General features: G+C 55.2%; 25 protein-coding genes and 1 pseudogene. 9 read left to right on the top strand and 17 right to left on the bottom strand.

Annotation, left to right across the window (positions count from 1 at the left end; translation table 11 throughout):
• The first annotated feature begins 24 nt into the window (after window positions 1-24).
• Entirely contained in the window at window positions 25-879 is an 855-nt protein-coding gene (locus tag ACEWL3_RS15790; RefSeq protein WP_386180800.1) for a fumarylacetoacetate hydrolase family protein, read from the top strand.
• A 24-nt stretch (window positions 880-903) separates the two neighbouring features.
• Here the strand turns inward: ACEWL3_RS15790 and ACEWL3_RS15785 are convergent, their stop codons facing one another.
• From ACEWL3_RS15785 to ACEWL3_RS15735, 11 genes are all read right to left on the bottom strand, one after another.
• The gene (locus ACEWL3_RS15785) at window positions 904-2568 is read right to left on the bottom strand and encodes an acyl-CoA synthetase (RefSeq protein WP_386180803.1); all 1665 of its coding nucleotides are present in this window, start codon (window positions 2566-2568) and stop codon (window positions 904-906) included.
• A gap of 3 nt (window positions 2569-2571) precedes the next feature.
• Window positions 2572-3372: an enoyl-CoA hydratase gene (locus ACEWL3_RS15780; RefSeq protein ID WP_386180805.1), complete on the bottom strand. Its 801-nt coding sequence runs from the start codon at window positions 3370-3372 to the stop codon at window positions 2572-2574.
• Window positions 3373-3392: 20 nt separating this feature from the next.
• Window positions 3393-3842, bottom strand: a complete 450-nt coding sequence (locus tag ACEWL3_RS15775; protein ID WP_386180808.1) for an OsmC family protein — start codon at window positions 3840-3842, stop codon at window positions 3393-3395.
• Between the two features lie 27 nt (window positions 3843-3869).
• Window positions 3870-5009 carry a glycine cleavage T C-terminal barrel domain-containing protein gene (locus ACEWL3_RS15770; RefSeq protein WP_386180811.1) on the bottom strand — a complete coding sequence of 380 codons (1140 nt, stop codon included), beginning with the start codon at window positions 5007-5009 and terminating at the stop codon, window positions 3870-3872.
• 163 nt (window positions 5010-5172) lie between these two features.
• Entirely contained in the window at window positions 5173-5664 is a 492-nt protein-coding gene (locus ACEWL3_RS15765) for an Lrp/AsnC family transcriptional regulator (protein ID WP_386180814.1), read from the bottom strand.
• 601 nt (window positions 5665-6265) lie between these two features.
• Complete coding sequence (locus tag ACEWL3_RS15760; RefSeq protein ID WP_386180816.1) at window positions 6266-6730, bottom strand: nuclear transport factor 2 family protein; 465 nt, start codon at window positions 6728-6730, stop codon at window positions 6266-6268.
• 40 nt (window positions 6731-6770) lie between these two features.
• The gene (locus tag ACEWL3_RS15755) at window positions 6771-7175 is read right to left on the bottom strand and encodes a GFA family protein (RefSeq protein ID WP_386180818.1); all 405 of its coding nucleotides are present in this window, start codon (window positions 7173-7175) and stop codon (window positions 6771-6773) included.
• 13 nt (window positions 7176-7188) lie between these two features.
• A complete protein-coding gene (locus ACEWL3_RS15750) occupies window positions 7189-8157 on the bottom strand; it encodes an NAD(P)H-dependent flavin oxidoreductase (RefSeq protein WP_386180821.1) in 969 nt (322 codons plus the stop codon).
• Between the two features lie 4 nt (window positions 8158-8161).
• On the bottom strand, window positions 8162-8368 hold the full coding sequence (locus tag ACEWL3_RS15745) for a tautomerase family protein (RefSeq protein ID WP_386180824.1): 207 nt from the start codon (window positions 8366-8368) through the stop codon (window positions 8162-8164).
• Window positions 8369-8379: 11 nt separating this feature from the next.
• On the bottom strand, window positions 8380-8754 hold the full coding sequence (locus tag ACEWL3_RS15740) for a nuclear transport factor 2 family protein (RefSeq protein ID WP_386180827.1): 375 nt from the start codon (window positions 8752-8754) through the stop codon (window positions 8380-8382).
• Window positions 8751-9374 carry a glutathione S-transferase C-terminal domain-containing protein gene (locus ACEWL3_RS15735; protein WP_386180829.1) on the bottom strand — a complete coding sequence of 208 codons (624 nt, stop codon included), beginning with the start codon at window positions 9372-9374 and terminating at the stop codon, window positions 8751-8753. The genes ACEWL3_RS15740 and ACEWL3_RS15735 overlap by 4 nt, the downstream gene beginning before the upstream one ends.
• 189 nt (window positions 9375-9563) lie before the next feature.
• Between ACEWL3_RS15735 and ACEWL3_RS15730 the strand changes: the two genes are divergently transcribed.
• Window positions 9564-9848 carry a winged helix-turn-helix transcriptional regulator gene (locus tag ACEWL3_RS15730; RefSeq protein WP_386180831.1) on the top strand — a complete coding sequence of 95 codons (285 nt, stop codon included), beginning with the start codon at window positions 9564-9566 and terminating at the stop codon, window positions 9846-9848.
• A 23-nt stretch (window positions 9849-9871) separates the two neighbouring features.
• Here the strand turns inward: ACEWL3_RS15730 and gloA are convergent, their stop codons facing one another.
• The 3 genes from gloA to ACEWL3_RS15715 form a co-directional block, all read right to left on the bottom strand.
• On the bottom strand, window positions 9872-10300 hold the full coding sequence (gloA, locus tag ACEWL3_RS15725; RefSeq protein WP_386180834.1) for a lactoylglutathione lyase: 429 nt from the start codon (window positions 10298-10300) through the stop codon (window positions 9872-9874).
• 63 nt (window positions 10301-10363) lie between these two features.
• Window positions 10364-10834: a hypothetical protein gene (locus tag ACEWL3_RS15720; RefSeq protein WP_386180836.1), complete on the bottom strand. Its 471-nt coding sequence runs from the start codon at window positions 10832-10834 to the stop codon at window positions 10364-10366.
• Window positions 10835-10858: 24 nt separating this feature from the next.
• Entirely contained in the window at window positions 10859-11491 is a 633-nt protein-coding gene (locus ACEWL3_RS15715) for a YdhR family protein (protein ID WP_386180839.1), read from the bottom strand.
• A 310-nt stretch (window positions 11492-11801) separates the two neighbouring features.
• Here ACEWL3_RS15715 and ACEWL3_RS15710 point away from each other — a divergent pair, with 310 nt between their 5' ends.
• From ACEWL3_RS15710 to ACEWL3_RS15700, 3 genes and pseudogenes are all read left to right on the top strand, one after another.
• Window positions 11802-12380, top strand: coding sequence for a TetR/AcrR family transcriptional regulator (locus tag ACEWL3_RS15710; protein ID WP_386180841.1), 579 nt, complete (start codon window positions 11802-11804; stop codon window positions 12378-12380).
• Between the two features lie 197 nt (window positions 12381-12577).
• Complete coding sequence (locus ACEWL3_RS15705; protein ID WP_435001168.1) at window positions 12578-12853, top strand: LysR family transcriptional regulator; 276 nt, start codon at window positions 12578-12580, stop codon at window positions 12851-12853.
• Between the two features lie 58 nt (window positions 12854-12911).
• Window positions 12912-13247, top strand: a pseudogene (locus tag ACEWL3_RS15700) (LysR substrate-binding domain-containing protein); the annotation flags it as partial.
• On the opposite strand, the gene ACEWL3_RS15695 reads toward ACEWL3_RS15700, so the two are convergent.
• Window positions 13179-13526, bottom strand: coding sequence for a carboxymuconolactone decarboxylase family protein (locus ACEWL3_RS15695; protein WP_435001166.1), 348 nt, complete (start codon window positions 13524-13526; stop codon window positions 13179-13181). The pseudogene ACEWL3_RS15700 and the gene ACEWL3_RS15695 sit on opposite strands and share 69 nt — an antisense overlap.
• Here ACEWL3_RS15695 and ACEWL3_RS15690 point away from each other — a divergent pair.
• Window positions 13466-13960, top strand: coding sequence for an RrF2 family transcriptional regulator (locus ACEWL3_RS15690; protein WP_386180847.1), 495 nt, complete (start codon window positions 13466-13468; stop codon window positions 13958-13960). The two genes, ACEWL3_RS15695 and ACEWL3_RS15690, sit on opposite strands and share 61 nt — an antisense overlap.
• Window positions 13961-14037: 77 nt before the next feature.
• On the opposite strand, the gene ACEWL3_RS15685 is transcribed toward ACEWL3_RS15690, so the two are convergent.
• Window positions 14038-14925: a LysR family transcriptional regulator gene (locus tag ACEWL3_RS15685; RefSeq protein WP_386180850.1), complete on the bottom strand. Its 888-nt coding sequence runs from the start codon at window positions 14923-14925 to the stop codon at window positions 14038-14040.
• Window positions 14926-15085: 160 nt separating this feature from the next.
• Between ACEWL3_RS15685 and ACEWL3_RS15680 the strand changes: the two genes are divergently transcribed.
• The 3 genes from ACEWL3_RS15680 (at window position 15086) to ACEWL3_RS15670 (ending at window position 17169) form a co-directional block, all read left to right on the top strand.
• A complete protein-coding gene (locus ACEWL3_RS15680) occupies window positions 15086-15799 on the top strand; it encodes a class I SAM-dependent methyltransferase (RefSeq protein ID WP_386180852.1) in 714 nt (237 codons plus the stop codon).
• Window positions 15800-15804: 5 nt separating this feature from the next.
• Window positions 15805-16467: a DUF2306 domain-containing protein gene (locus ACEWL3_RS15675; protein ID WP_435001139.1), complete on the top strand. Its 663-nt coding sequence runs from the start codon at window positions 15805-15807 to the stop codon at window positions 16465-16467.
• 456 nt (window positions 16468-16923) lie between these two features.
• A complete protein-coding gene (locus ACEWL3_RS15670; RefSeq protein WP_386180858.1) occupies window positions 16924-17169 on the top strand; it encodes a hypothetical protein in 246 nt (81 codons plus the stop codon).
• A 242-nt stretch (window positions 17170-17411) separates the two neighbouring features.
• Here the strand turns inward: ACEWL3_RS15670 and rimO are convergent, their stop codons facing one another.
• Window positions 17412-18791, bottom strand: coding sequence for a 30S ribosomal protein S12 methylthiotransferase RimO (gene rimO, locus ACEWL3_RS15665; RefSeq protein WP_386181402.1), 1380 nt, complete (start codon window positions 18789-18791; stop codon window positions 17412-17414).
• Window positions 18792-18930 lie beyond the last annotated feature (139 nt).

The following is an 18930-nucleotide window of genomic DNA, read 5'->3' as shown; positions in this document are numbered from 1 at the left end:
ACTTAATAGGAAATAGGAAACGACATGAGACTTCTCCGCTATGGCGCACCCGGCGCAGAAAAACCCGGACTTTTGGATGCATCAGGCCGTGTGCGCGATTTGTCAGGCATCGTGCCGGACATTTCTGGTGATACATTGCGCCCCGCTGGCCTGAAGGCCCTGCAGGCACTTGATCCGGAAACGCTGCCACTTGTCGAAGGCACGCCACAGGACGATCTGCGCCTTGGCGCTTGTGTAGGGAATATCGGCAAATTCGTCTGCATCGGACTGAACTATGCCGACCACGCCGAAGAGGCAGGCATGCCAATTCCCGAAGAGCCCATTATCTTCAACAAATGGACCTCTGCGGTGGTCGGCCCGAATGATGACATTCAAGTCCCGCGCGGTTCGGTTAAAACGGATTGGGAGGTTGAACTCGGCGTCGTGATCGGCGAACCGGGGTCCTATATCGACGAGGCCAATGCGATGGATCATGTCGCTGGTTTTTGCGTTATCAACGACGTGTCAGAACGTGATTTTCAGCTCAACCGTGCAGGCACGTGGGACAAGGGCAAAGGGTGCGACACCTTTGGGCCGACAGGCCCGTGGCTTGTGACACTCGATGAGATCGCAGACATGGACAACATGGACATGTGGCTGGATGTGGATGGCAAGCGGATGCAAACCGGATCAACTTCGACACTGATCTTCAAGATCCCACACCTCGTTTCCTATTGCAGCCAGTTTATGAGCCTTCAGGCGGGCGATGTGATTTCGACCGGAACACCTCCCGGTGTGGGCATGGGGCAGTCCCCGCAGCAATACCTGCATGGCGGAGAGGTTGTGACCTTGGGAATTGCCGGTTTGGGCGAGCAGAAATCAAAGGTTTTGCCAGCCTGATAGGACACCAAAAGCCCCGGCCTATTAAGTCGGGGCCATTTTACCTGCATTCGCGTTTTGCGCGATCTCTTTGGCTTGATCGCGCAGGACAAATTTCTGGATCTTGCCGGTGGAGGTGCGCGGGATTGGCATGAACACGAAATGTCCAGGCACTTTGTAGGGCGCAAGCTGGTCCTTGCACCAAGCGCGTAATGTGGCGGCATCGACAGTTTCACCGGTGGCCAATTCCACAAAGGCACAGGGCGTTTCGCCCCATTTTTCGTGGGGCATAGCCACCACGGCGACGATCTCGACAGCGGGATGACGATAGAGCGCTTCTTCCACCTCAATGGAAGAAATATTTTCGCCGCCCGAAATGATGATGTCCTTGGAGCGGTCCTTGAGCTGAATATAGCCGTCGGGATGCCGCACGCCAAGATCGCCGGAATGGAACCAGCCGCCAGCAAAGGCCTCTTGCGTGGCTTTCGGGTTGCGGAAATAACCCTTCATCACGACGTTGCCGCGAAACATCACCTCGCCCATGGTTTTCCCGTCGCGCTGAACGGGCAGCATGGTTTCGGGGTCCAGCACGTCCAATCCCTCAAGCGGCAGATACCGCACGCCTTGCCGCGACTTCAGCGTGGCCTGCTCGGCGGGCGGCAGGTCAGACCAGTCCTGATGCCAGTCATTCACCACGGCAGGACCGTAGGTTTCCGTCAGCCCATACAAATGCGTCACATCAAAGCCTGCGGTTTTCATATCGGCCAGCAGTTTTTCCGGTGGCGGGGCGGCTGCGGTGAAGAATTGAACGGTTTGCTCGAGCACGCGTTTTTCTGTTTCGGTGGCCGAAATCATTAGTGACATCACGATCGGCGCGCCGCACAGGTGAGTGACGCCCTCGTCAGCCAAAGCGGTCCAGATCGGCTCTGCCCGCACCTGACGCAGGCAGACATGGGTCCCGATGATCGCTGACAGGGTCCACGGGAAACACCATCCGTTGCAGTGAAACATCGGCAGCGTCCACAAAAATACCGCATGTTTCGCCATTGATGTCGTCAGCGCATTGCCCTGCGCCAACAGATAGGCACCCCGGTGGTGTGAAACGACGCCCTTTGGATCGCCCGTCGTTCCCGAGGTGTAGTTGATCGAAATCGCGTCCCATTCGTCCAGCGGCATCAGCCAGTCAAATTCAGGGTCGCCGGTCGATAAAAAGGCCTCGTAGTCCTGCGCATCTGTCGCAGTTGCGGGCTCACAGAATTCAGCATCGTCGTATTGGATAACCAGTGGTGTCACCGTGGCCAACGCCAGCGCGCCGCGCATCAATGGCATGAATTCGCGGTCTACGATAACGATTTTGGACATGGCATGGTCCAGTTGAAAGGCAATCACCGACTCATCGAGGCGGGTGTTTACGGAATGCAGTACACCGCCGCACATGGGAACACCGTAGTGGCATTCCAGCATCGCAGGCGTATTGGCGAGCAAGGCCGACACCGTGTCGCCGCGCCCGATGCCATGCTGTGTCAAAGCTGAGGCCAACTGACGTGACCGCGCATAAAACGCGGCATAATTGCGCCGCAAAGCACCATGCACGATCGCTGTGTGATCAGGAAAGACTGAGGCTGCGCGTTCCAAAAATGTCAGCGGCGTCAACGGATGATGGTTTGCAGGATTGCGGTCCAGATCGGTATTGTATGGGTTCGTGGTCATGGCTCAGGCGTCCTGCCATTGGGGTGTGCGCTTTTCGATGAACGCACCGATGCCTTCTTCGGCGTCTTGCGCCAGCATGTTGTCGACCATCACACCAGAGGCGTAATCGTAGGCGTTTGACAGCGTCATTTCGCGTTGCGCGTAATAGGCGCGTTTGCCTGTTGCCAGCGTCATGCTGGATTTCGACGCAATCTTGCGCGCCATCTCCATCGTTGTCTCTTGCAACGCCTCGGGTGCCACGACACGGTTCACAAGACCGATCTCGGCGGCCCGTGCGGCCGACGTCATGTCACCCGTCAGCAGCATCTCCATCGCGTGTTTGTCCGCCACATTGCGCGACAGCGCCACCATCGGAGTGGAACAGAACAACCCGATGTGCACGCCCGGTGTGCTGAACTGCGCCGTGTCCGCCGCAATGGCCAGATCACAGCTTGCGACCAGTTGGCAGCCAGCGGCCGTGGCCACGCCAGTGACTTCGGCAATGACGGGTTTGGGGCAATTCACGATGCCCTGCATCACGCCCGCGCACATCGCCATGACATGTGCAAAATAGGCTTTGCCACCATCCTCATTCGAACGCTCCGCGGTCATTTCCTTGAGGTCGTGGCCTGCACAAAACGCAGGGCCTTTGGCCGCCAGAACAATGACACTCACCTTTGGGTCGGCCCCTGCGTTTGCAAACGCAGCACGCAGTTTCCCCAGCATCGCCTCGGACAAGGCATTGCGCCGCGGCACGTCGTTCAGGGTCAGGCGCAGTATGCCGTTTTCGTCCAGATCGCGCAGCAGGATGTCAGATGGGGTCACAGGGCTATTCCTTTTGCGGGTTAAAGAATGTTGATTTCGACACTGTCGGCCAAGGTGTTCGCGATAAAGCAGTAGCGGTGTGCGCGGTCCTGCATCTGCGCTAGCTCCGCGTCACTGACCGAAAAGCCGGTGTCGAAACGCACCACCGGATGCAGGTCAATCCGTGTCACCGACATCTGGCCTTTGGGGTTCTTACCCAAATGGGCCTCGGCGTAATCGTGGTAACTGGCCACGGGCCAACCCGCTTTTGCCGCCAGCGCAAGAAAGGTCATCATATGGCAACTCGACAGCGCCGAGGCGAGGGCCTGCTCGGGGTTTGTATTATCAGGATTTCCGCCCCAATCAGGGGCGGAATCGACCAGCAGGTCATACCGGTTGTTGTATTGCACGGTGTGCTCGTTCGAGTAGGCACCGGCCTGCAGTACGGGAGTGACGCGCTGCCAATGCAGTTCGATCGCAAGGTCTGACATTTCGGTCTTCTTTCGGGTGGCAGGGCGTTAAGCGGCCGCTATTTGCTTTTTGGGATCATAGAACGGACGCTCGCAAATCGTTGCGCGGATGGGGCCGGATTTTGTGACGACCTCGACCTGTGCACCGATGTTGGCGTATTCCGCTGACACCATGGCCAAAGCGATGTTGCGCTCCAAACGTGGTGAATAGATGGCGGACGTGACTTGCCCGATTGCCGCGCCATCTGAATTGATTTCCCAGAACGTGGTATTGGGGCCAGTGAGAGGATCACCGTCGATGATCAGGCCGATCTGCTTGCGGCTGACACCTTGGTCCCTGATGCGGCGCAAGGCTGCTTTGCCGATGAAATCAGCCTCCATGTCCAGGTTCACCAGTCGGTCAAATCCAAGCTCATAGGGGTTCGTGCTCATGTCGGCATCCGCGTGATATGACAACATCCCACCTTCGATGCGGCGGATGGAGGATGTGTGGCCGGGCATGAGGCCGAATTCCAGACCCGCCGCCATGATGGTTTCCCACAGCAGATCGCCCTTGGACCCGTCACGCAGGTAAATCTCATAGCCCAGTTCGCTTGACCAGCCGGTGCGAGACACAATCAGCGGGATGCCGTTTAGTTCGACTTCGCGCAGCCAGTAGTAGCGCAGGTCCATAATCTCGTCGCCAAACAGCACTTTCATGATCTCGCCGGATTTGGGGCCTTGCAATTGCAGTGGGGAGACATCCGGCTCGCCAATCTTGACATCAAGGCCAGAGTTGATCGCAACCCCCTGCGCCCACAAGAGGATGTCGCTGTCAGCCAGAGAAATCCAGAAATGATTTTCCGCAAGGCGCAGCAGGATCGGATCGTTCAGAATGCCACCATCTGCGTTCGTGATCAGGATGTATTTGCACTGGCCCACGGCCATCTTGGACAGATCACGACAGGTCAGCATCTGGGTGAATTTGGCAGCGTCAGGGCCAGTGATTTCAACCTGACGTTCAACGGCCACATCACACAGGATCGCATCGTTCACAAGGTTCCAGAAGTTCTTCTCCGGATCACCGAAATCGCGTGGGATGTACATGTGGTTGTAGACGGAAAACCCTTGCGCGCCCCAACGCACTGTGGCGTCAAAATACGGCGACTTGCGAATCTGTGTGCCGAAACCGAAATCATCTGCTTGCATTGGAACTTCCTCCCGTTTGGTCTCTGATCGCCTTGATCGAAGACTGTCAAAATCTTTGCGAGATGTAGTCCAGGACGGACAACGAAAGTGGCCTGAAGATTTCGAGTTCTCAGACCATGTGGGCCATTTTTTGGTCCTATCAGGACCGACTGGGCCAGATTGGCTATTTTGTGTTTGCAGCGGCCAATTTCGAGAGGTTTGGCAAACCCGATTTCACCTGTCGCGTCGCAAAGTGGGTCATGTAGCGGTCAATGCCGAGATCTTCGGCATGAAATTCTTCCATCAGGTCCTGGAATGCGGCAAGGCTGGGGCTGATGACCTTCATGATGTAATCGACCCCGCCACCCGTAGCGATGCAATCAATGATTTCATCCCGGCTATTGAGGAAAGCCTCAAAGCGTTCAAAATCGGCCTTTCGATGGCGGCTTAGGGAAACTGTCACAATCACTTGCGCGAAATCTGCGAGTTGCCCCAGAGCAATATCGGCGTGATAGCCGCGAATATATCCGCCAGCTTTCAACCTTGCCAGCCGCGCCCAGCACGGGGTCGCAGAAAGACCGCTGACCTCTGCCAGCTTGGCCTTGCTCAATTGCCCATGCTGCTGAAGCGCACTGAGAATGCGGATGTCTGCTGCATCAAGGGCAAGTCTCTTCATTCAATCTGGTCTTTCATGGTATAATGCACGGCCAAATGTCGCACGACTTTATGGTAGATGAGGATCTACCTATCTGAAAGCCTTCCTGCGCATCACTGTTTTTGCGACCAAAACGAGCGAATCCACGTCCGGTTAATCCGCGGTGTCCGCCAATACGGGCCTCTCGTGGCGCGATATCGACATGTCGCAGGGCGTCTGCTTCCGAAAAGGCATTGCAGTCCGAACTCGGGCATACAGCTTTTTCTGTCCAAGCTCAGCGACGGCGGGAGCTACAGCAGGCAAAATGCTTCAGGCTATAGTCAGTTCTTGGTTGCATCGGTTTGCATGCCACGGTTTACGCTTAGGCTGAATGGACGATGGACCCGATTTCCAGACGTGAGAGACTTTCTAGTAAGTATTGAGCCAGCCAATGTTCATGCAGACTGGGCATTGTTCCATAGTCCAAAAAAAGGTGACATGGACCGATCCGCAGCGCAACAATCGTAAACATCGCTTTGACAATCGAGCGGGAAGTTGGGATCGAACCCCAACGGATCTGCTTCGCATGGGTAATGCCGATCATGTCGATCCCGCTACTGAGTGGGCCGAGATAGTTTCCTTTTCAGAGATTTAGTTCGGTCAGCCCGAGGTGATCATCGGGGCGAGGACCCAAGGCCCAGTGAAACAGACGCGATGACGCCTTGATGGGCATGTCATTGATGCTGGCAATACGTCGGCGCATCCGCCCATCAACCGCGAATTCCCAGTTCTCGTTGCCATAGGAGCGGAACCAATGGTCGGCCTCATCGCACCATTCATAGGCAAAGCGCACAGCGATAAGGTTTTCCGTCCATGCCCACAGTTCCTTGATCAGGCGGTATTCATGTTCGCGTTGCCATTTACGGGTCAGGAACGCTTCTATTTCGGAATGCCCTGACAGGAATTCAGATCGGTTCCGCCATTGGCTATCGTCGGTATAGGCCTGTGTCACCAACTGGGGGTTGCGGCTGTTCCAACCGTTCTCAGCGGCGCGAACCTTTTGAACGGCAGTTGTTTCAGAAAATGGCGGAAGCGGGGGGCGGATCATAGGCGGACGTCGGACCAAGATCACTGCGCCTCACTTCTCGCTACGATGGAAAACCCCGATGTTCAGCGATGTGATCAAGGTTTGATGACCAAGACGGTTGTTCGGCGATGAAGATCCTGAACTTTTCGGCCACTTCCGGTTCGCCTTGCAGTGCGCCCGCCGGAACGGTCATTTTTGATCCGTCGCCGCTGGACCATGGAACGCCAGAGCCACACACACGGCAGAACGACTTCGAGATATCCCGCCCTGGCATTTGGTAGGTGACGATATCATCGGCACCACTCAGCCAGTTGAAGCCCTCCGCCTCCATGAAAAGATTTGATGCAAAGGCCGACCCGGTGATCTTTCTGCACTGATCACAGCTGCAAAAGAACATCTTGTCGAACCCGTTGACGACCTCAAACGCGACTGCGCCGCACAGGCAACTTCCTTTAAGTTTTGGCATTGTCTCAATCCTTTTAGATGGGTTCAACCAGTCGGGTGAGGCACCGCAATCGATCCTCGGCTTGCGACATCATTTTTTGAAGGGTGACTTGGGCGGGTCCACGGTGCCGAATGAGGTCAGCAGCTTCGCCGACAATCACGGCGGCTGTGTCCATGTCACCCGCTGCCGACGCGGCTTCAAAACGAGCTTGCTCTGCCACAAGATTTTCGCTCAGGCCGTCCATGTCCGCGCTCCATCGCCGGGTGAATGAATTGCGTATCGTGCGCAGGTTCCAGTCAGACGGCCAATCGAGCCCGCGCGCAATGTCGAATACGGAACTGCGTTCGGTATCGCCTCCCGAACCGCTGACGGCGGCCTGTTTGGCATTGTCATTTGCGAGGGATTCATCACTGGCAAAGAAAGTTGTCCCACACAAGGCACCCGCGGCACCAAGAGCAAGTGCCGCTGCCAACCCACGTCCATCAGCGATGCCACCGGCGGCGATGATCGGTGTCCCTTCCGCAATATCGACAACCGCTGGGACAAAAGGCAGCGTCGCTCTGGCACCGCCATGTCCACCTGCCTCGGTGCCTTGCGCCGCAATGGCATCGACACCAGCATCCACGGCGTCATGCGCTTGCTCCAGCGTCTGCACCTGAACGATAAATTTCGTCTGTGCGTTCCTGATCCGTGGCAGAAACGGTCTAAAGTCACCAAACGAAAGCATCAGCGCGGCGGGGTTTCGATCAAGTGCAAGGTCAAGCAGTTCGGGCTGGCGAGCCAACGACCAAGTGATAAAACCAACCCCGATCCGTGCGTCGCCTGCTGCGTCGAATTCCCGCATCAGCCAATCGGCGTCGCCATAACCGCCGCCGATCAGACCCAAACCACCCGCCTTGCTCACTGCCGCTGCAAGCCTCCCACCGCTGACACCCGCCATGGGTGCCAGCAGGACGGGATGTTCGATGCCGAACAGATCGCAGATCGGTGTGCGAACAGCCATCAAGTCAACGCGCCACTGAGCGTCGATATTCCTCAACTGGCAAGCCACCGATCCCCCAATCCTCAAGCGCAACTTCGTCAATGACGACAAAAGTTGTCGCCGGAGATTTGTCCAGAACTCGGACCAACAATTCGGTGACGCCGCTGATCAACTCGGCCTTCTGATCCGGGGTGACACCTTCACGCGTTACTTTGATATTTACATAGGGCATATCGCTTCCTTTCAGGTCTTGCGTTCAGTGGTTTGAAAAATCTTGGCCATGATGCGCCACGCCCCATCGGTGCGCACAAAGGTGAGGAAATCGACGAAGTCCTTCGTGCCGATGGAACACCGCACGCGGGCAAAGGCGGTGTTTTGCCCCGCAAATTCTATGGCTTCGATCACATCACGCCGGGTTTCATCGCGCGAGGCCGGGGACACGCGTTTTGCAACAACCGAGAAGTATTCATCCATCGTGCGATAGAGCATCGGAGTTTCATCCGCTGTCGCATAGATGGCTTTTGGATGAAACACGGTGGCCAGCCTGTCGGTGTCAGCGTGATAGAGACCATCGAAATAGGTCCCTAACACGCCGGATACTGCGGCGAAATCGGTCATGCCGCCTGCTCCATCAGGCCTTCTGCAACCATCGCTTTGATCGAGGCAGGGCGCGCCGCAATCCGTGCCACGTAGGCTTGGGTTTGCGGATACGCGGCAAGGCTCATGCCGACGAAACCTGCCCAGTTCAGCACCACGAATGCATATGCATCTGCGACGGTGAACGTGTCGCCAAGCAGAAAGGGACGACCGTCTGCGAGACGTTGCTCGATATGCGCGGCGCGGCGCCAGACACCTGCCTCGGCTCTTTGCCTTGCATCGCCATCAAGCTCCCGGCCCGAAAAAAACGGGCCAAAAGACACGTGCAGCTCTGACGATATGAAGTTCAGAGCTTCCTGAAGCCGGGTGCGCGCCAGCGTACCGTTCGGTGGCGCAAGATCGGCATCGGGTGATTGGTCGGCCAAATACTGCAACACGGCTGGGTTTTCGGTGATGATGTCGCCTTCGTCGGTGATCAGAGCCGGAACATAGCCGTTCGGACTGATTTTAAGGAAATCATCACCAGCCTCGGTTTTGTTTGCATCGGTGTCTGTCTGATCAAGGTCGAACGGGATCTCGAGTTCGTTCAGGATGATGTGCGATGCCATCGAGCAGGCACCGGGTTTGTAATAAAGTTTCATTAACTTAGCTCCTATTTGCTGTGGTGATAGTTCAGAGATGGCGAATTTGATAACCGTTGACAACTAGGTATCTAGAGGATACTTCATTATCGAGTTACCCCATGGAAACCAGGTTACCGAAACATGCCGCTTAAAGTCCGAAAGAACCAAAGCCCGGAGCCCCCGCAGCCCTGCATGCTGACGCATTGCATGGCTGTGATTTCAGGCGCATGGGCGGCCAACGTCATCTGGTCGCTGCGTGCCGGTCCCCGCCGGTTCAACGAGTTACGAACGGACATCCCCCCGATTTCGGCCAAGGTGCTCTCTACTCGGTTGAGTGAGTTGGAACAGCGCGGCGTGCTGTCGCGCAACGTACAGCCCACGTCGCCGCCATCTGTTGAATACGCCCTGACCGATCTGGGCGGAGAACTTGTACCCGCACTTGAGGCAATCGTGGAGGTAGGCCACAGGCTGAAGATGCGTGACGCAGGATGAAGTCTAACCATGTGATGTGATACCTACGGCGCTTGGATCAATTCGATCCTGTAGCCGTCAGGATCTTCGATAAAAGCAATGGTTTCGCGTTCGCCCGTTTCATCGGGTGCCATCGCCATCGGGCCGGGCGCACGGACAATTTCGATGCCCGAATCTGATAGGTGCCTGCACACTTGTCCAATGTCTTGGACTTCCAGCGCGATATGGCCGTAACCAGTGCCATGCGAATAGCTGTTGTTCCCCCAGTTGTAGGTCAACTCGATCAGCGCGTCGGTGTTGGCATAGCCGACAAACACCAGTGTAAATTCCGCATCTGTAAACGTCTCCCGCCGCACTTCTTGCATGCCAAGAGCATCACAATAGAACCGCAAAGACCGATCAAGGTCTTGGACGCGCACCATCGTATATAAAAGTGCGTGGGGAGTATTGGCAGGGTGAAGGACAGTATTCATATCTATGCACCTGAATGGTCGGATGGACTGGGGGCAGACCTTTCCCACCCCCAGAAAGTGACTTTAGCGGCAGATTTCGCCTTGGTAGCGCACCAGTCCAACAAGGTTGTCTTTGTCGCGCAAATCGACAAGGCCGTAGCTGTTGAACTGGCCTGAGTAACCCTTCATGGTGCCGCGCGTGACGTCCGGCTGAATGTCGTAGGTTATCTCGATCATAAATCGGCCAGGCTTGCCCGGCACGGCGGTCAGAATGCCCAGATCCTTGGTTCGGAACGCACCGCCATCTGCGCGGCCAAAGTAGTGTTCCATATCCATCTCAAGACCCGTTTCAGTCTCGCGGGTGGCCGTGATCTTACCAGCCGCATTTTGAACAGCACCGGTCAAAACCGCCGAGATGATCATCGGCTGACCTTCGCCTTCGCCAAAGAAGTTCGGGATAGCAACGCCGCCCATTTGAAAGCAGTCGGCGGCCATAGCGGCAGTTGAGGACATCGCAAGCGCCATGATGGCACCAGAAAAGGAGTTCAGTTTCATGTCATTTCCGTTCAGTTGAAGAGGTTAAAGGTAGTAGGGAGAGTTGAGACCGCGGCTTGCGGCCTCGGTCACACGGGCATCGAAGACGCGCGTATAATAGGCAGCGTTCATCGCAGCCGTCGTTTTCGGGAATTCATTGATGGCAAAGTCCAACGCATTTTCAACAGTGTCGAAGGCGTCCAAGCCACCCAGCGTGTTTGTGTTGTGCCCGCTTAGCCAGATCTTGGACAACAGTCCCTTTTGCCTGCGCAAGACCGGGTTTCGGTCCTGCCATGGCGCGTTTTCAAAGGGGATAGCGACCTGCACTTCGGTATAAACAAATGCGGCTGGTTCGGTTGTGACCTGCCCACCGAAATGGGGGGCATCCATGTCGGCACTTGCCCCTTTGGTTGGCTGATTGTCAAAGACGCGGGTGGTTTGAGCCACGCCAAAATCACGTGCCAAAGCCGGGAAAAAGTCGGTGCAATAGCGCAGGGCATCGTCGACACTGGCAAACCCATAAAGTCCACCAACCGAGTTATTGCCAAGTCCGGAAAACCACGTTTTGTCAATGAATCCGGGCTGAGCAGCGATGGCATCATTCAGCTTTTCCCAAGGGACCTCAGTAAAGGGCACAGAGGTTTGCAATTCTGTGTAGACAAAGGCGTTGGCGGGCATAGGTTGGATTTCCTTCTGTTTAGTTCGCGCAGTTGTGGGGGCGGTTAAGCCTATTGCTGCGGCCGGAATGGCGGCGAGCGCTGTGATAACTTTGCGCCTTGAAAGCGGCCCAGTATTGCTGGGCGCGTGCCGCGGCACACGTGAATTCATGTCGATTTTCCGTTTTGATATGCGCCACCTACCTTGGTGGTTGCCTTGGAACGAGAGGCAAAATATAACGATCTCAATATATTGCTATCGCGCATGTAATCCGACGTCAACGCAAAAATATAACGATCGCTATATTTTAGTTTAAGGGACTGAAATACCTATGAAAAAATCTGACGCGACCAAGGCCAAACTGCTCGCATCGTCGGGGAGAGCCTTTCGAAGGGAGGGCTATGCCGGGATTGGGGTCGACTCAATTGCGAAAGATGCCGGCGTTACATCCGGTGCATTCTATTCTCATCTGAAATCCAAGAATGTTGCTTTCCGCGCGGCTCTTGTCGCGGGATTGGAAGAGGTCCTTGCCGCACTGCCTGAGTACCGCGAGACCCACGGTGACCAGTGGCCAGTGGCTTTTGCAGATTACTATCTAGGAAAGGATCATCGGCTGGATCTTGAAGGAGGGTGCGCAATGACCAGTCTGACACCCGATGTGATTAGGTCAGATGCAGAGGTGCAAACCGAATACGCAACGATGATGAACCGTATCGTCAAAGAGATTGCGAAAAATCTGCCCAGGAACGCGCATGACAATGACCAAGAAACAAAAGCATGGGCGTTCCTTTCGGCGCTCATTGGCGGGCTTACACTGGCGCGTGCCGTAGGTGCTGGGCCTGCCGCAGAAGAAATAGAGCGTGCCAGCAAGGCTGCCGCACTTGGAGTTATCGGATTTCCAGCGGTTTAGGGCTATTAGATTTTGCCGCTCCAAGACGTGTGAGAACCGCAGCAAACGGTCTCTATATGGTATTCATGAGTGTGTCCGCATCGACCTTTAAGCCATCACCGAATTGGGTCAAAGTAATCCCCGAGGGTTGAAAAACGCGATCGGCGCGTTTGTGTCTTGAAACGTGTGACATCAAGAACCCGATGGCGGGCAAATGAATAAGAAGAATACCACCCCTTAACTCAATCAAAGCCTTTGATGCGGTATCCCGCAACGGCAATATTTCAAAGGCCGCCGCGGAACTTTCTGTAAGCGCTTCTGCAGTAAGCCAACAGATTGCGACGCTTGAAGATTGGATGGGTGGGCCGCTCTTTTTTGCGCAGCGCAAACACATCCGAACTTACGAAAGGCGGACACCTGTTTGCCCAAGACCTATCCAAAATATTGAATGGACTGGAGCAGGCTGTCGACAAGGCCCGCCGGGATCACGATAGATTCGAATTGCGCATCACTGTTTTGCCTTCCTTGGCAGCCAAATGACTGGTTAAGCGATTGAATGGGTACGCGTTGGCGCATAGGGGGTGCCGGATCATTCTGGACGCAAGCAATGATAATACAGATTTTCGACAGGGCGATTTTGATCTGGCGATACGATCTGGTAGTGGCTCATATCCTGGCATATGCTCGCTTAGACTGTTTGATGAATTTGTCAGTCCAGTCTGCAGCCCACAGTACTGGAAAAACAATAGCGTATCTCTTGAATGTGTTGCAGATTTTGTATTGCTTGGGGACGAAACATTCGGCAATGACACCACAAATTTAAACTGGAATGTTTGGATAGAGCGTCAAGGCATCACGTTGAACGACGCGCTCGCCCCAACTCATCACTTCACTGACAGCAACCTTACCATTCAGACCGCTGTGAATGGAGAAGGCCTGATGCTGGGGCGTAGTGTGCATACCGACACAAAGCGCGCAGCCGTTTATCTGCGAAACCCAAATCTTGATAAGGTGCATGAGGCGCGTGTCGGTGCCTGACGAGGCAATCGCGGTATTGAGCGCCACAACAGCATAGTGCAAAATCAACAACCTGAGGAAATACTCGAATGCGGCGTTTGGGAGATGGAGTTGAAGCGGCGTTACATTGCGCCGCAGTTCTGGCGGCATTGCCAATGGGAAAGGTTCTGTCCGGCCGAGACCTGGCGGCGCTGCATGGTATTTCAGAGAGCTATCTGCTCAAGCATCTGCGCACGCTGACAGCCGCTGGCGTGACCGAGGCAGTTCCCGGCCCGAGAGGAGGCTATCGCCTGACACGACCGGCCAAAGACATTTCCATGCTGGATGTGGTAGAGGCCATCGACGGTCAGGGCCCTACCTATGTATGCCGTGAAATCCGGCAAAAAGGCGATGTCACGACAAATGCCCGCTGCGCTTATGAAAAGGACTGCTTTGTCAAACGTCGAATGCTCAATGCCGAGGTGCTGTGGCGAGAGGCCCTGCGCGGCCAGACGTTGCAAGACCTACTCGACGATGGCGAGGTTGAACTCGGAGATCAGAACAAAGAGGCTATTGGACACTTCATTGCAGAGAAACAGAAATAGGCGGTTGTTGTGAAAGAGGATAAATCTGGCCTTGGATTTGATTGCACTGCTTCGTTCGGTTAATGAATTCGACTTGATTAACCAAGTCCCTCCGCCAGTAGGTCAAAGACCAGGCGAATGCTTAGATTCGTCTTTAGTTCACGGTGAGCTACCAGCCATGTCTCAATGCTTATAGGCTCAAACGCCAAGTATGGGTTTTCGAGTTCCGGATAAGCCGCCCCAATATCAACGGGGAGAATACCAATCCCAAAACCCTGCCGGACAAGTTCTAGCGCTAGCGTGGCGCTTGACGTCGAAAAATTGAAATTCGCGGTCGTCAGATTCACGCCACGTGACGCCATTAATCCAAGTCGCCGTTCTGGCTGATCGAAACCGACAAACATTAGCATTTCAAGATCAGCAAGCGTCTTTGGGCGACCAACTTTGTCGAGGTATTCCTTTGATGCAAAAAGATGCGCTGTTGTGTCCCGTAACCGCTTGGCAAATAGCGCCTCGTCTTTGGGTCGGCTGTGTCGGATCGCGATATCCGCTTCACGCCGCCGCAGATCGCTTAACTCATTTGACGCGATAATCTCAATCTGAAGATCTGGCGCAGCCTTGCGCAAATTCTTGAGGACGGGTGGTAAAAAATGCGTCGCCATCAGATCTGTAGCAGAAATCAACACATGTCCGGTCACGGCTTCGGACTGGCCCGTTGCGGCAACGGATATGGCGTTTGCCGCATCGCCCATCATCCGAAAGTGTGCAAGCAATTCTAGGCCCGATTGTGTCAGCAAAAGCGCACGCGATGTCCGTTCAAAGAGTGTCACGCCAAGCGTCTCTTCGAGGCCCGCGACCTGCCGGCTGAGCGTTGGTTGCGTTAGTCCAAGCGCGCGCGCAGCTGCGGAAAGCGACCCCTCCTCGGCGGTCACGAGGAACGCCCGTGCTTGATTCCAGTCGAACGCTGATCGTTTCCACTCCATCATTTGCGTATACCAAAGCAAGAATGATACGCAATTCCGTATTGGCGCGCTCCGTTCTAGGTATTTGCCATCAAGCAACTTCAAGCGGAACAGAGTTTTGGCGCATCCAGAAAATAAGAGCCTCAGGTCATCACACAACCCTGCGATGGAAAAGGCAATACCCATGGCAATGCGTCGCATCGGTTCCTGGGAAATTCTCATAAGCAGGCGTCCGCTCTCAACAACAGACCTTGCCAGCCGATATGGCGCGGTCTCGGACAGTTGGGAAAGGAAGGCACGTTGTTTCCAACTGAATGCCGCGTATCAAAAGCCGTTTGTTACGTCTCAAATCGCTACACTACTTGCGCAGTTCGGGCCAAAGGCGCGTGTTCTTGATTGCGGCATCGGGAGCTTGTCGATAGCACTTCGCAGCATTCTGGAAGACCAGGTCGAGTTCCATGGAATTGATACTTGTGCTGACATGATTGCACAGGCAAGTTCGATCATGCAGCACGCGGGGCTGAGCCCTTATCTTAGACAGGCGGATGTGCAGTCTTTGCCCTATGATGATCAGTCTTTCGACTTGGTCATGGCCGCGCATGTGCTTGAGCATCTTTCAGACCCACGACGTGCGCTCAAAGAAATGATCCGCGTTCTCAAACCGGGTGGGATGGTTTTCGTTTGTTTGACGCGGCCCTCGATATTCGGGGCCCTTGTCCAGTTCCGGTGGCGCACATGGGCAATCACAGAACAACAGGGGGTTGCGTGGTTACAAGATTGCCAACTTGCCGACATCGGATACCAACCAGTTCACCTCGCGTCCTGTGCTGGTGTCGCGAGCACTGCCTTTTGGGCGCGGCGGCCCAAATGCCACCCCCAGATGAAAGGTTTACTGTGATACGTTTGCGAAGATCAGAGTGGGCGCTCTTTGGACTTATCTTTGTCTATTCGTTCATTCCTGCCTTTGGCGGTTTGATCCGAGTTCTGGAACTTGCTGGAGGGCCACAAATCGCACCAGCAAACCCACGGGCCTTGCTTGCCCCAACGCCCATCGTTCTGCATATCTTCAGCAGCTTTCTGTTTTGCATCGTCGGGGCGCTTCAGTTCTTGCCAAGTATTCGCCGCCAGCGTCCGGCAGCGCATCGCAAAGTCGGACGCGTGATCGCAATTGCAGGATGTGTTTCAGCGCTTAGCGGTTTGTGGATGACGCACTTTTATGTCTTTCCGAATGCGCTTCAGGGTGCCCCACTTTATTGGGTGCGTTTGTTTTTGGGTACAGCAATGCTCGGACTTATTATGTGGGCCGTGATCGCAATTCGAACGCGCAAAATCTTTCGACATAGCGCATCTATGTTTCGGGCCTATGCCATTGGCCAAGGCGCGTCGACCCAAACCGTTTTGGGCATTGCTTGGATCATTACTGTCGGTTCAGAAGCGATGGGACCCCTACGCGACGGGCTGATGATCTTCGCTTGGGTGCTCAATCTGTTGGTCGCAGAAATCTTGATCCGTTCAATGCAAAGGCCGGCAAAGCGACCGCATAAGGCGGGGTTACCTGGGACGTAAATCAATCGATTACCCATCGATTATTGGGGACAATTACAGCCTGGCCAAATGACTAAATTCAAATTCATAGGACGCGTGTCCTTTCCAAATAACTCAACTGGAAAGGAAACCCTTTTGAAAAATTTTAATGCACGCTCGGTTTGCAAACATTCAACCGTCAACCAAAGGTCTTGCTCACAGGAAACGGTGAAAATCATGAGTGCGTAAGAAGATATGCTCGGCCAGAGGCTTATGGTATCTCGCGCCGATCTAAGAAAACTGGGTATCTGACAGTCAAAAACAGCTTTACTAGGACATGAAGCCAGAGGATTGTCGCCCCCCCCTTAATTTGAAAATCGGCGGCACAGCCACCGCTTGGGATACTAAGGAAATACTTGACTGGTTCGAAGAGCGCCGCATTGAGCGTGCCCGGTGGACTAACGCCAATTCAGAGTAGCAGCCACCAAAGGCGCAAGAATGGCACACGGTCTTCATTGCCCAACCACCAAATCACCTGAATGGCCAGCTAAAGTGGCGAAATCCCTGCAGAGCATCTGGAAGTTTCACAAAGTAGGTTACCTCACGGTTGTCACTTTGAACCGCAAGTCCTGCGCGTGGGGCGAGTTCTGGTTTAAGGCCGGTGTTGGCAAGCAAAGCGTCTACAAATCTAAGGGCACCTCAGTACGGGACGGCGACGCTCTTTATCTATTTCTTTCTCTCTGAAGCATTTCCGGCGAATTTGCCGGATGCTGCACCGAATATGAACGTCGTGATTGGGCTCATCGCTACCGTTGAAAAATACCCCGACCCGGAATCAAGCCTCACCGGCTGGCGCTTTGGTGAGGCTGGGGGTTTCGTTTTTGGGTCAGGATATGTTTGGCTAGCATAAAGGGACAGACACCGAACGCAAAAGCGCCATCCCCCGGTCCGGCGCTGCCCGGATTACGCGCGGGGCTTGGTCGAGCTTAGTTGGCGGAGACCACCCGCCCCCACAAATCGTACTCGCCCGCTTCCTCAACCTCGACTGTTACAATATCGCCAACCGACAGCCCCTCGAACCCCTCATCAATGAACAGGTTGCCATCAATCTCGGGCGCGTCGGCTTTGGTGCGGCAGGTGGCGGCGTCTTCGTCGATTTCGTCGATGATCACATCCATACGGGTGCCGAATTTGGCGGCGAGCTTGGCCTCGGAAATGCTTTGGGCTTTTTCCATGAAGCGATCCCAGCGGTCTTGTTTGACCTCAGGTGCCACATGATCGGGCAGGGCGTTTGACCGCGCGCCGTCGACGTTTTCATATTGAAAACATCCGATCCGGTCCAATTGCGCCTCATCCATCCAATCGAGCAGGGTCTGGAATTCGGCCTCAGTCTCACCCGGATAGCCGACGATGAAGGTGGAGCGCAGGGTGATGTCGGGGCAGACATCGCGCCATGCAGCGATTTCATCGAGGGTTTTCGAAGCCGCCGCCGGACGGGCCATGCGTTTCAGGACATCGGGGTGTGCGTGTTGGAAGGGGATGTCGAGGTAGGGCAGGACCAGACCCTCCGCCATCAGCGGGATCAGGTTGCGCACATGCGGGTAGGGATAGACGTAGTGCAGCCTGATCCACGCGCCAAGCGACCCCAGATCGCGGGCCAGATCGGTGATATGAGCGCGGTGGCCACGGTCCTCGGCATGTTTGATATCGACGCCGTAGGCAGAGGTGTCTTGAGAGATGACCAAGAGTTCCTTGACGCCATTCTCCACCAGCTTTTCAGCTTCGCGCAGCACGGCGTGGGCCGGGCGCGATTGCAGGCGGCCGCGCATGTCGGGGATGATGCAGAATTTGCACTTGTGGTTACAGCCTTCCGAGATTTTCAGGTAGCTGTAGTGGCGCGGTGTCAGGCTGACCGCCTGGGCGGGCAACAAGTCGATGAATGGGTCCGGGCTGGGCGGTACGGCTTTGTGCACGGCATCCAGAACTTGCTCATATTGGTGGGGACCTGTGACAGCCAGAATGCGGGGGTGGTGTTCACGGATGTAGTCAGGTTCAGCGCCAAGACACCCGGTGACAATGACGCGGCCATTTTCGGCCAGCGCCTCACCGATGGCATCCAGCGATTCCGCCTTGGCGGAATCCAGAAAACCGCAGGTGTTGACGATGACCGCATCCGCGCCCGCATAATCGGGGGACACGCCGTATCCTTCGGCCCGGAGCCGGGTCAGAATACGCTCACTGTCGACCAATGCCTTGGGGCAACCCAGCGATACCATCCCGATCGTGGGCTGGCCGGGGCGGGACGGGTTCGTGATCTGCATCTTTGGTGCAAGATCGGGGCGTAAATTAGGTGGGTTTGTGCTCATCATTTGCGCTATAAGCCAAGCGAAGGGTCTGGGAAAGGCCCAGCAACAGGCGAGGAGTGTTGGCGATGAAATGGATCATGCGGTTATTGGGTGTGCTGCTGCTGATTGTGGTGGTGGCCGTGGGGTCGCTGTTTCTTTT

The organism is Sulfitobacter sediminivivens (genome assembly GCF_042611115.2).
Lineage (GTDB): Bacteria > Pseudomonadota > Alphaproteobacteria > Rhodobacterales > Rhodobacteraceae > Sulfitobacter > Sulfitobacter sediminivivens.
The sequence above is the reverse complement of the archived record's forward strand: the minus strand, read 5'-3'. Positions and strand labels throughout refer to the sequence as shown.

Coding starts and splice junctions, on each gene's coding strand:
- ACEWL3_RS15790 (WP_386180800.1), top strand. CDS start 25: ATGAGACTTCTCCGCTATGGCGCACCCGGCGCAGAAAAACCCGGACTT.
- ACEWL3_RS15785 (WP_386180803.1), bottom strand. CDS start 2,568: ATGACCACGAACCCATACAATACCGATCTGGACCGCAATCCTGCAAAC.
- ACEWL3_RS15775 (WP_386180808.1), bottom strand. CDS start 3,842: ATGTCAGACCTTGCGATCGAACTGCATTGGCAGCGCGTCACTCCCGTA.
- ACEWL3_RS15770 (WP_386180811.1), bottom strand. CDS start 5,009: ATGCAAGCAGATGATTTCGGTTTCGGCACACAGATTCGCAAGTCGCCG.
- ACEWL3_RS15765 (WP_386180814.1), bottom strand. CDS start 5,664: ATGAAGAGACTTGCCCTTGATGCAGCAGACATCCGCATTCTCAGTGCG.
- ACEWL3_RS15760 (WP_386180816.1), bottom strand. CDS start 6,730: ATGATCCGCCCCCCGCTTCCGCCATTTTCTGAAACAACTGCCGTTCAA.
- ACEWL3_RS15755 (WP_386180818.1), bottom strand. CDS start 7,175: ATGCCAAAACTTAAAGGAAGTTGCCTGTGCGGCGCAGTCGCGTTTGAG.
- ACEWL3_RS15750 (WP_386180821.1), bottom strand. CDS start 8,157: ATGGCTGTTCGCACACCGATCTGCGATCTGTTCGGCATCGAACATCCC.
- ACEWL3_RS15745 (WP_386180824.1), bottom strand. CDS start 8,368: ATGCCCTATGTAAATATCAAAGTAACGCGTGAAGGTGTCACCCCGGAT.
- ACEWL3_RS15740 (WP_386180827.1), bottom strand. CDS start 8,754: ATGACCGATTTCGCCGCAGTATCCGGCGTGTTAGGGACCTATTTCGAT.
- ACEWL3_RS15735 (WP_386180829.1), bottom strand. CDS start 9,374: ATGAAACTTTATTACAAACCCGGTGCCTGCTCGATGGCATCGCACATC.
- ACEWL3_RS15730 (WP_386180831.1), top strand. CDS start 9,564: ATGGCTGTGATTTCAGGCGCATGGGCGGCCAACGTCATCTGGTCGCTG.
- gloA (WP_386180834.1), bottom strand. CDS start 10,300: ATGAATACTGTCCTTCACCCTGCCAATACTCCCCACGCACTTTTATAT.
- ACEWL3_RS15720 (WP_386180836.1), bottom strand. CDS start 10,834: ATGAAACTGAACTCCTTTTCTGGTGCCATCATGGCGCTTGCGATGTCC.
- ACEWL3_RS15715 (WP_386180839.1), bottom strand. CDS start 11,491: ATGCCCGCCAACGCCTTTGTCTACACAGAATTGCAAACCTCTGTGCCC.
- ACEWL3_RS15710 (WP_386180841.1), top strand. CDS start 11,802: ATGAAAAAATCTGACGCGACCAAGGCCAAACTGCTCGCATCGTCGGGG.
- ACEWL3_RS15690 (WP_386180847.1), top strand. CDS start 13,466: ATGCGGCGTTTGGGAGATGGAGTTGAAGCGGCGTTACATTGCGCCGCA.
- ACEWL3_RS15695 (WP_435001166.1), bottom strand. CDS start 13,526: ATGCCGCCAGAACTGCGGCGCAATGTAACGCCGCTTCAACTCCATCTC.
- ACEWL3_RS15685 (WP_386180850.1), bottom strand. CDS start 14,925: ATGATGGAGTGGAAACGATCAGCGTTCGACTGGAATCAAGCACGGGCG.
- ACEWL3_RS15680 (WP_386180852.1), top strand. CDS start 15,086: ATGGCAATGCGTCGCATCGGTTCCTGGGAAATTCTCATAAGCAGGCGT.
- ACEWL3_RS15670 (WP_386180858.1), top strand. CDS start 16,924: ATGGCACACGGTCTTCATTGCCCAACCACCAAATCACCTGAATGGCCA.
- rimO (WP_386181402.1), bottom strand. CDS start 18,791: ATGAGCACAAACCCACCTAATTTACGCCCCGATCTTGCACCAAAGATG.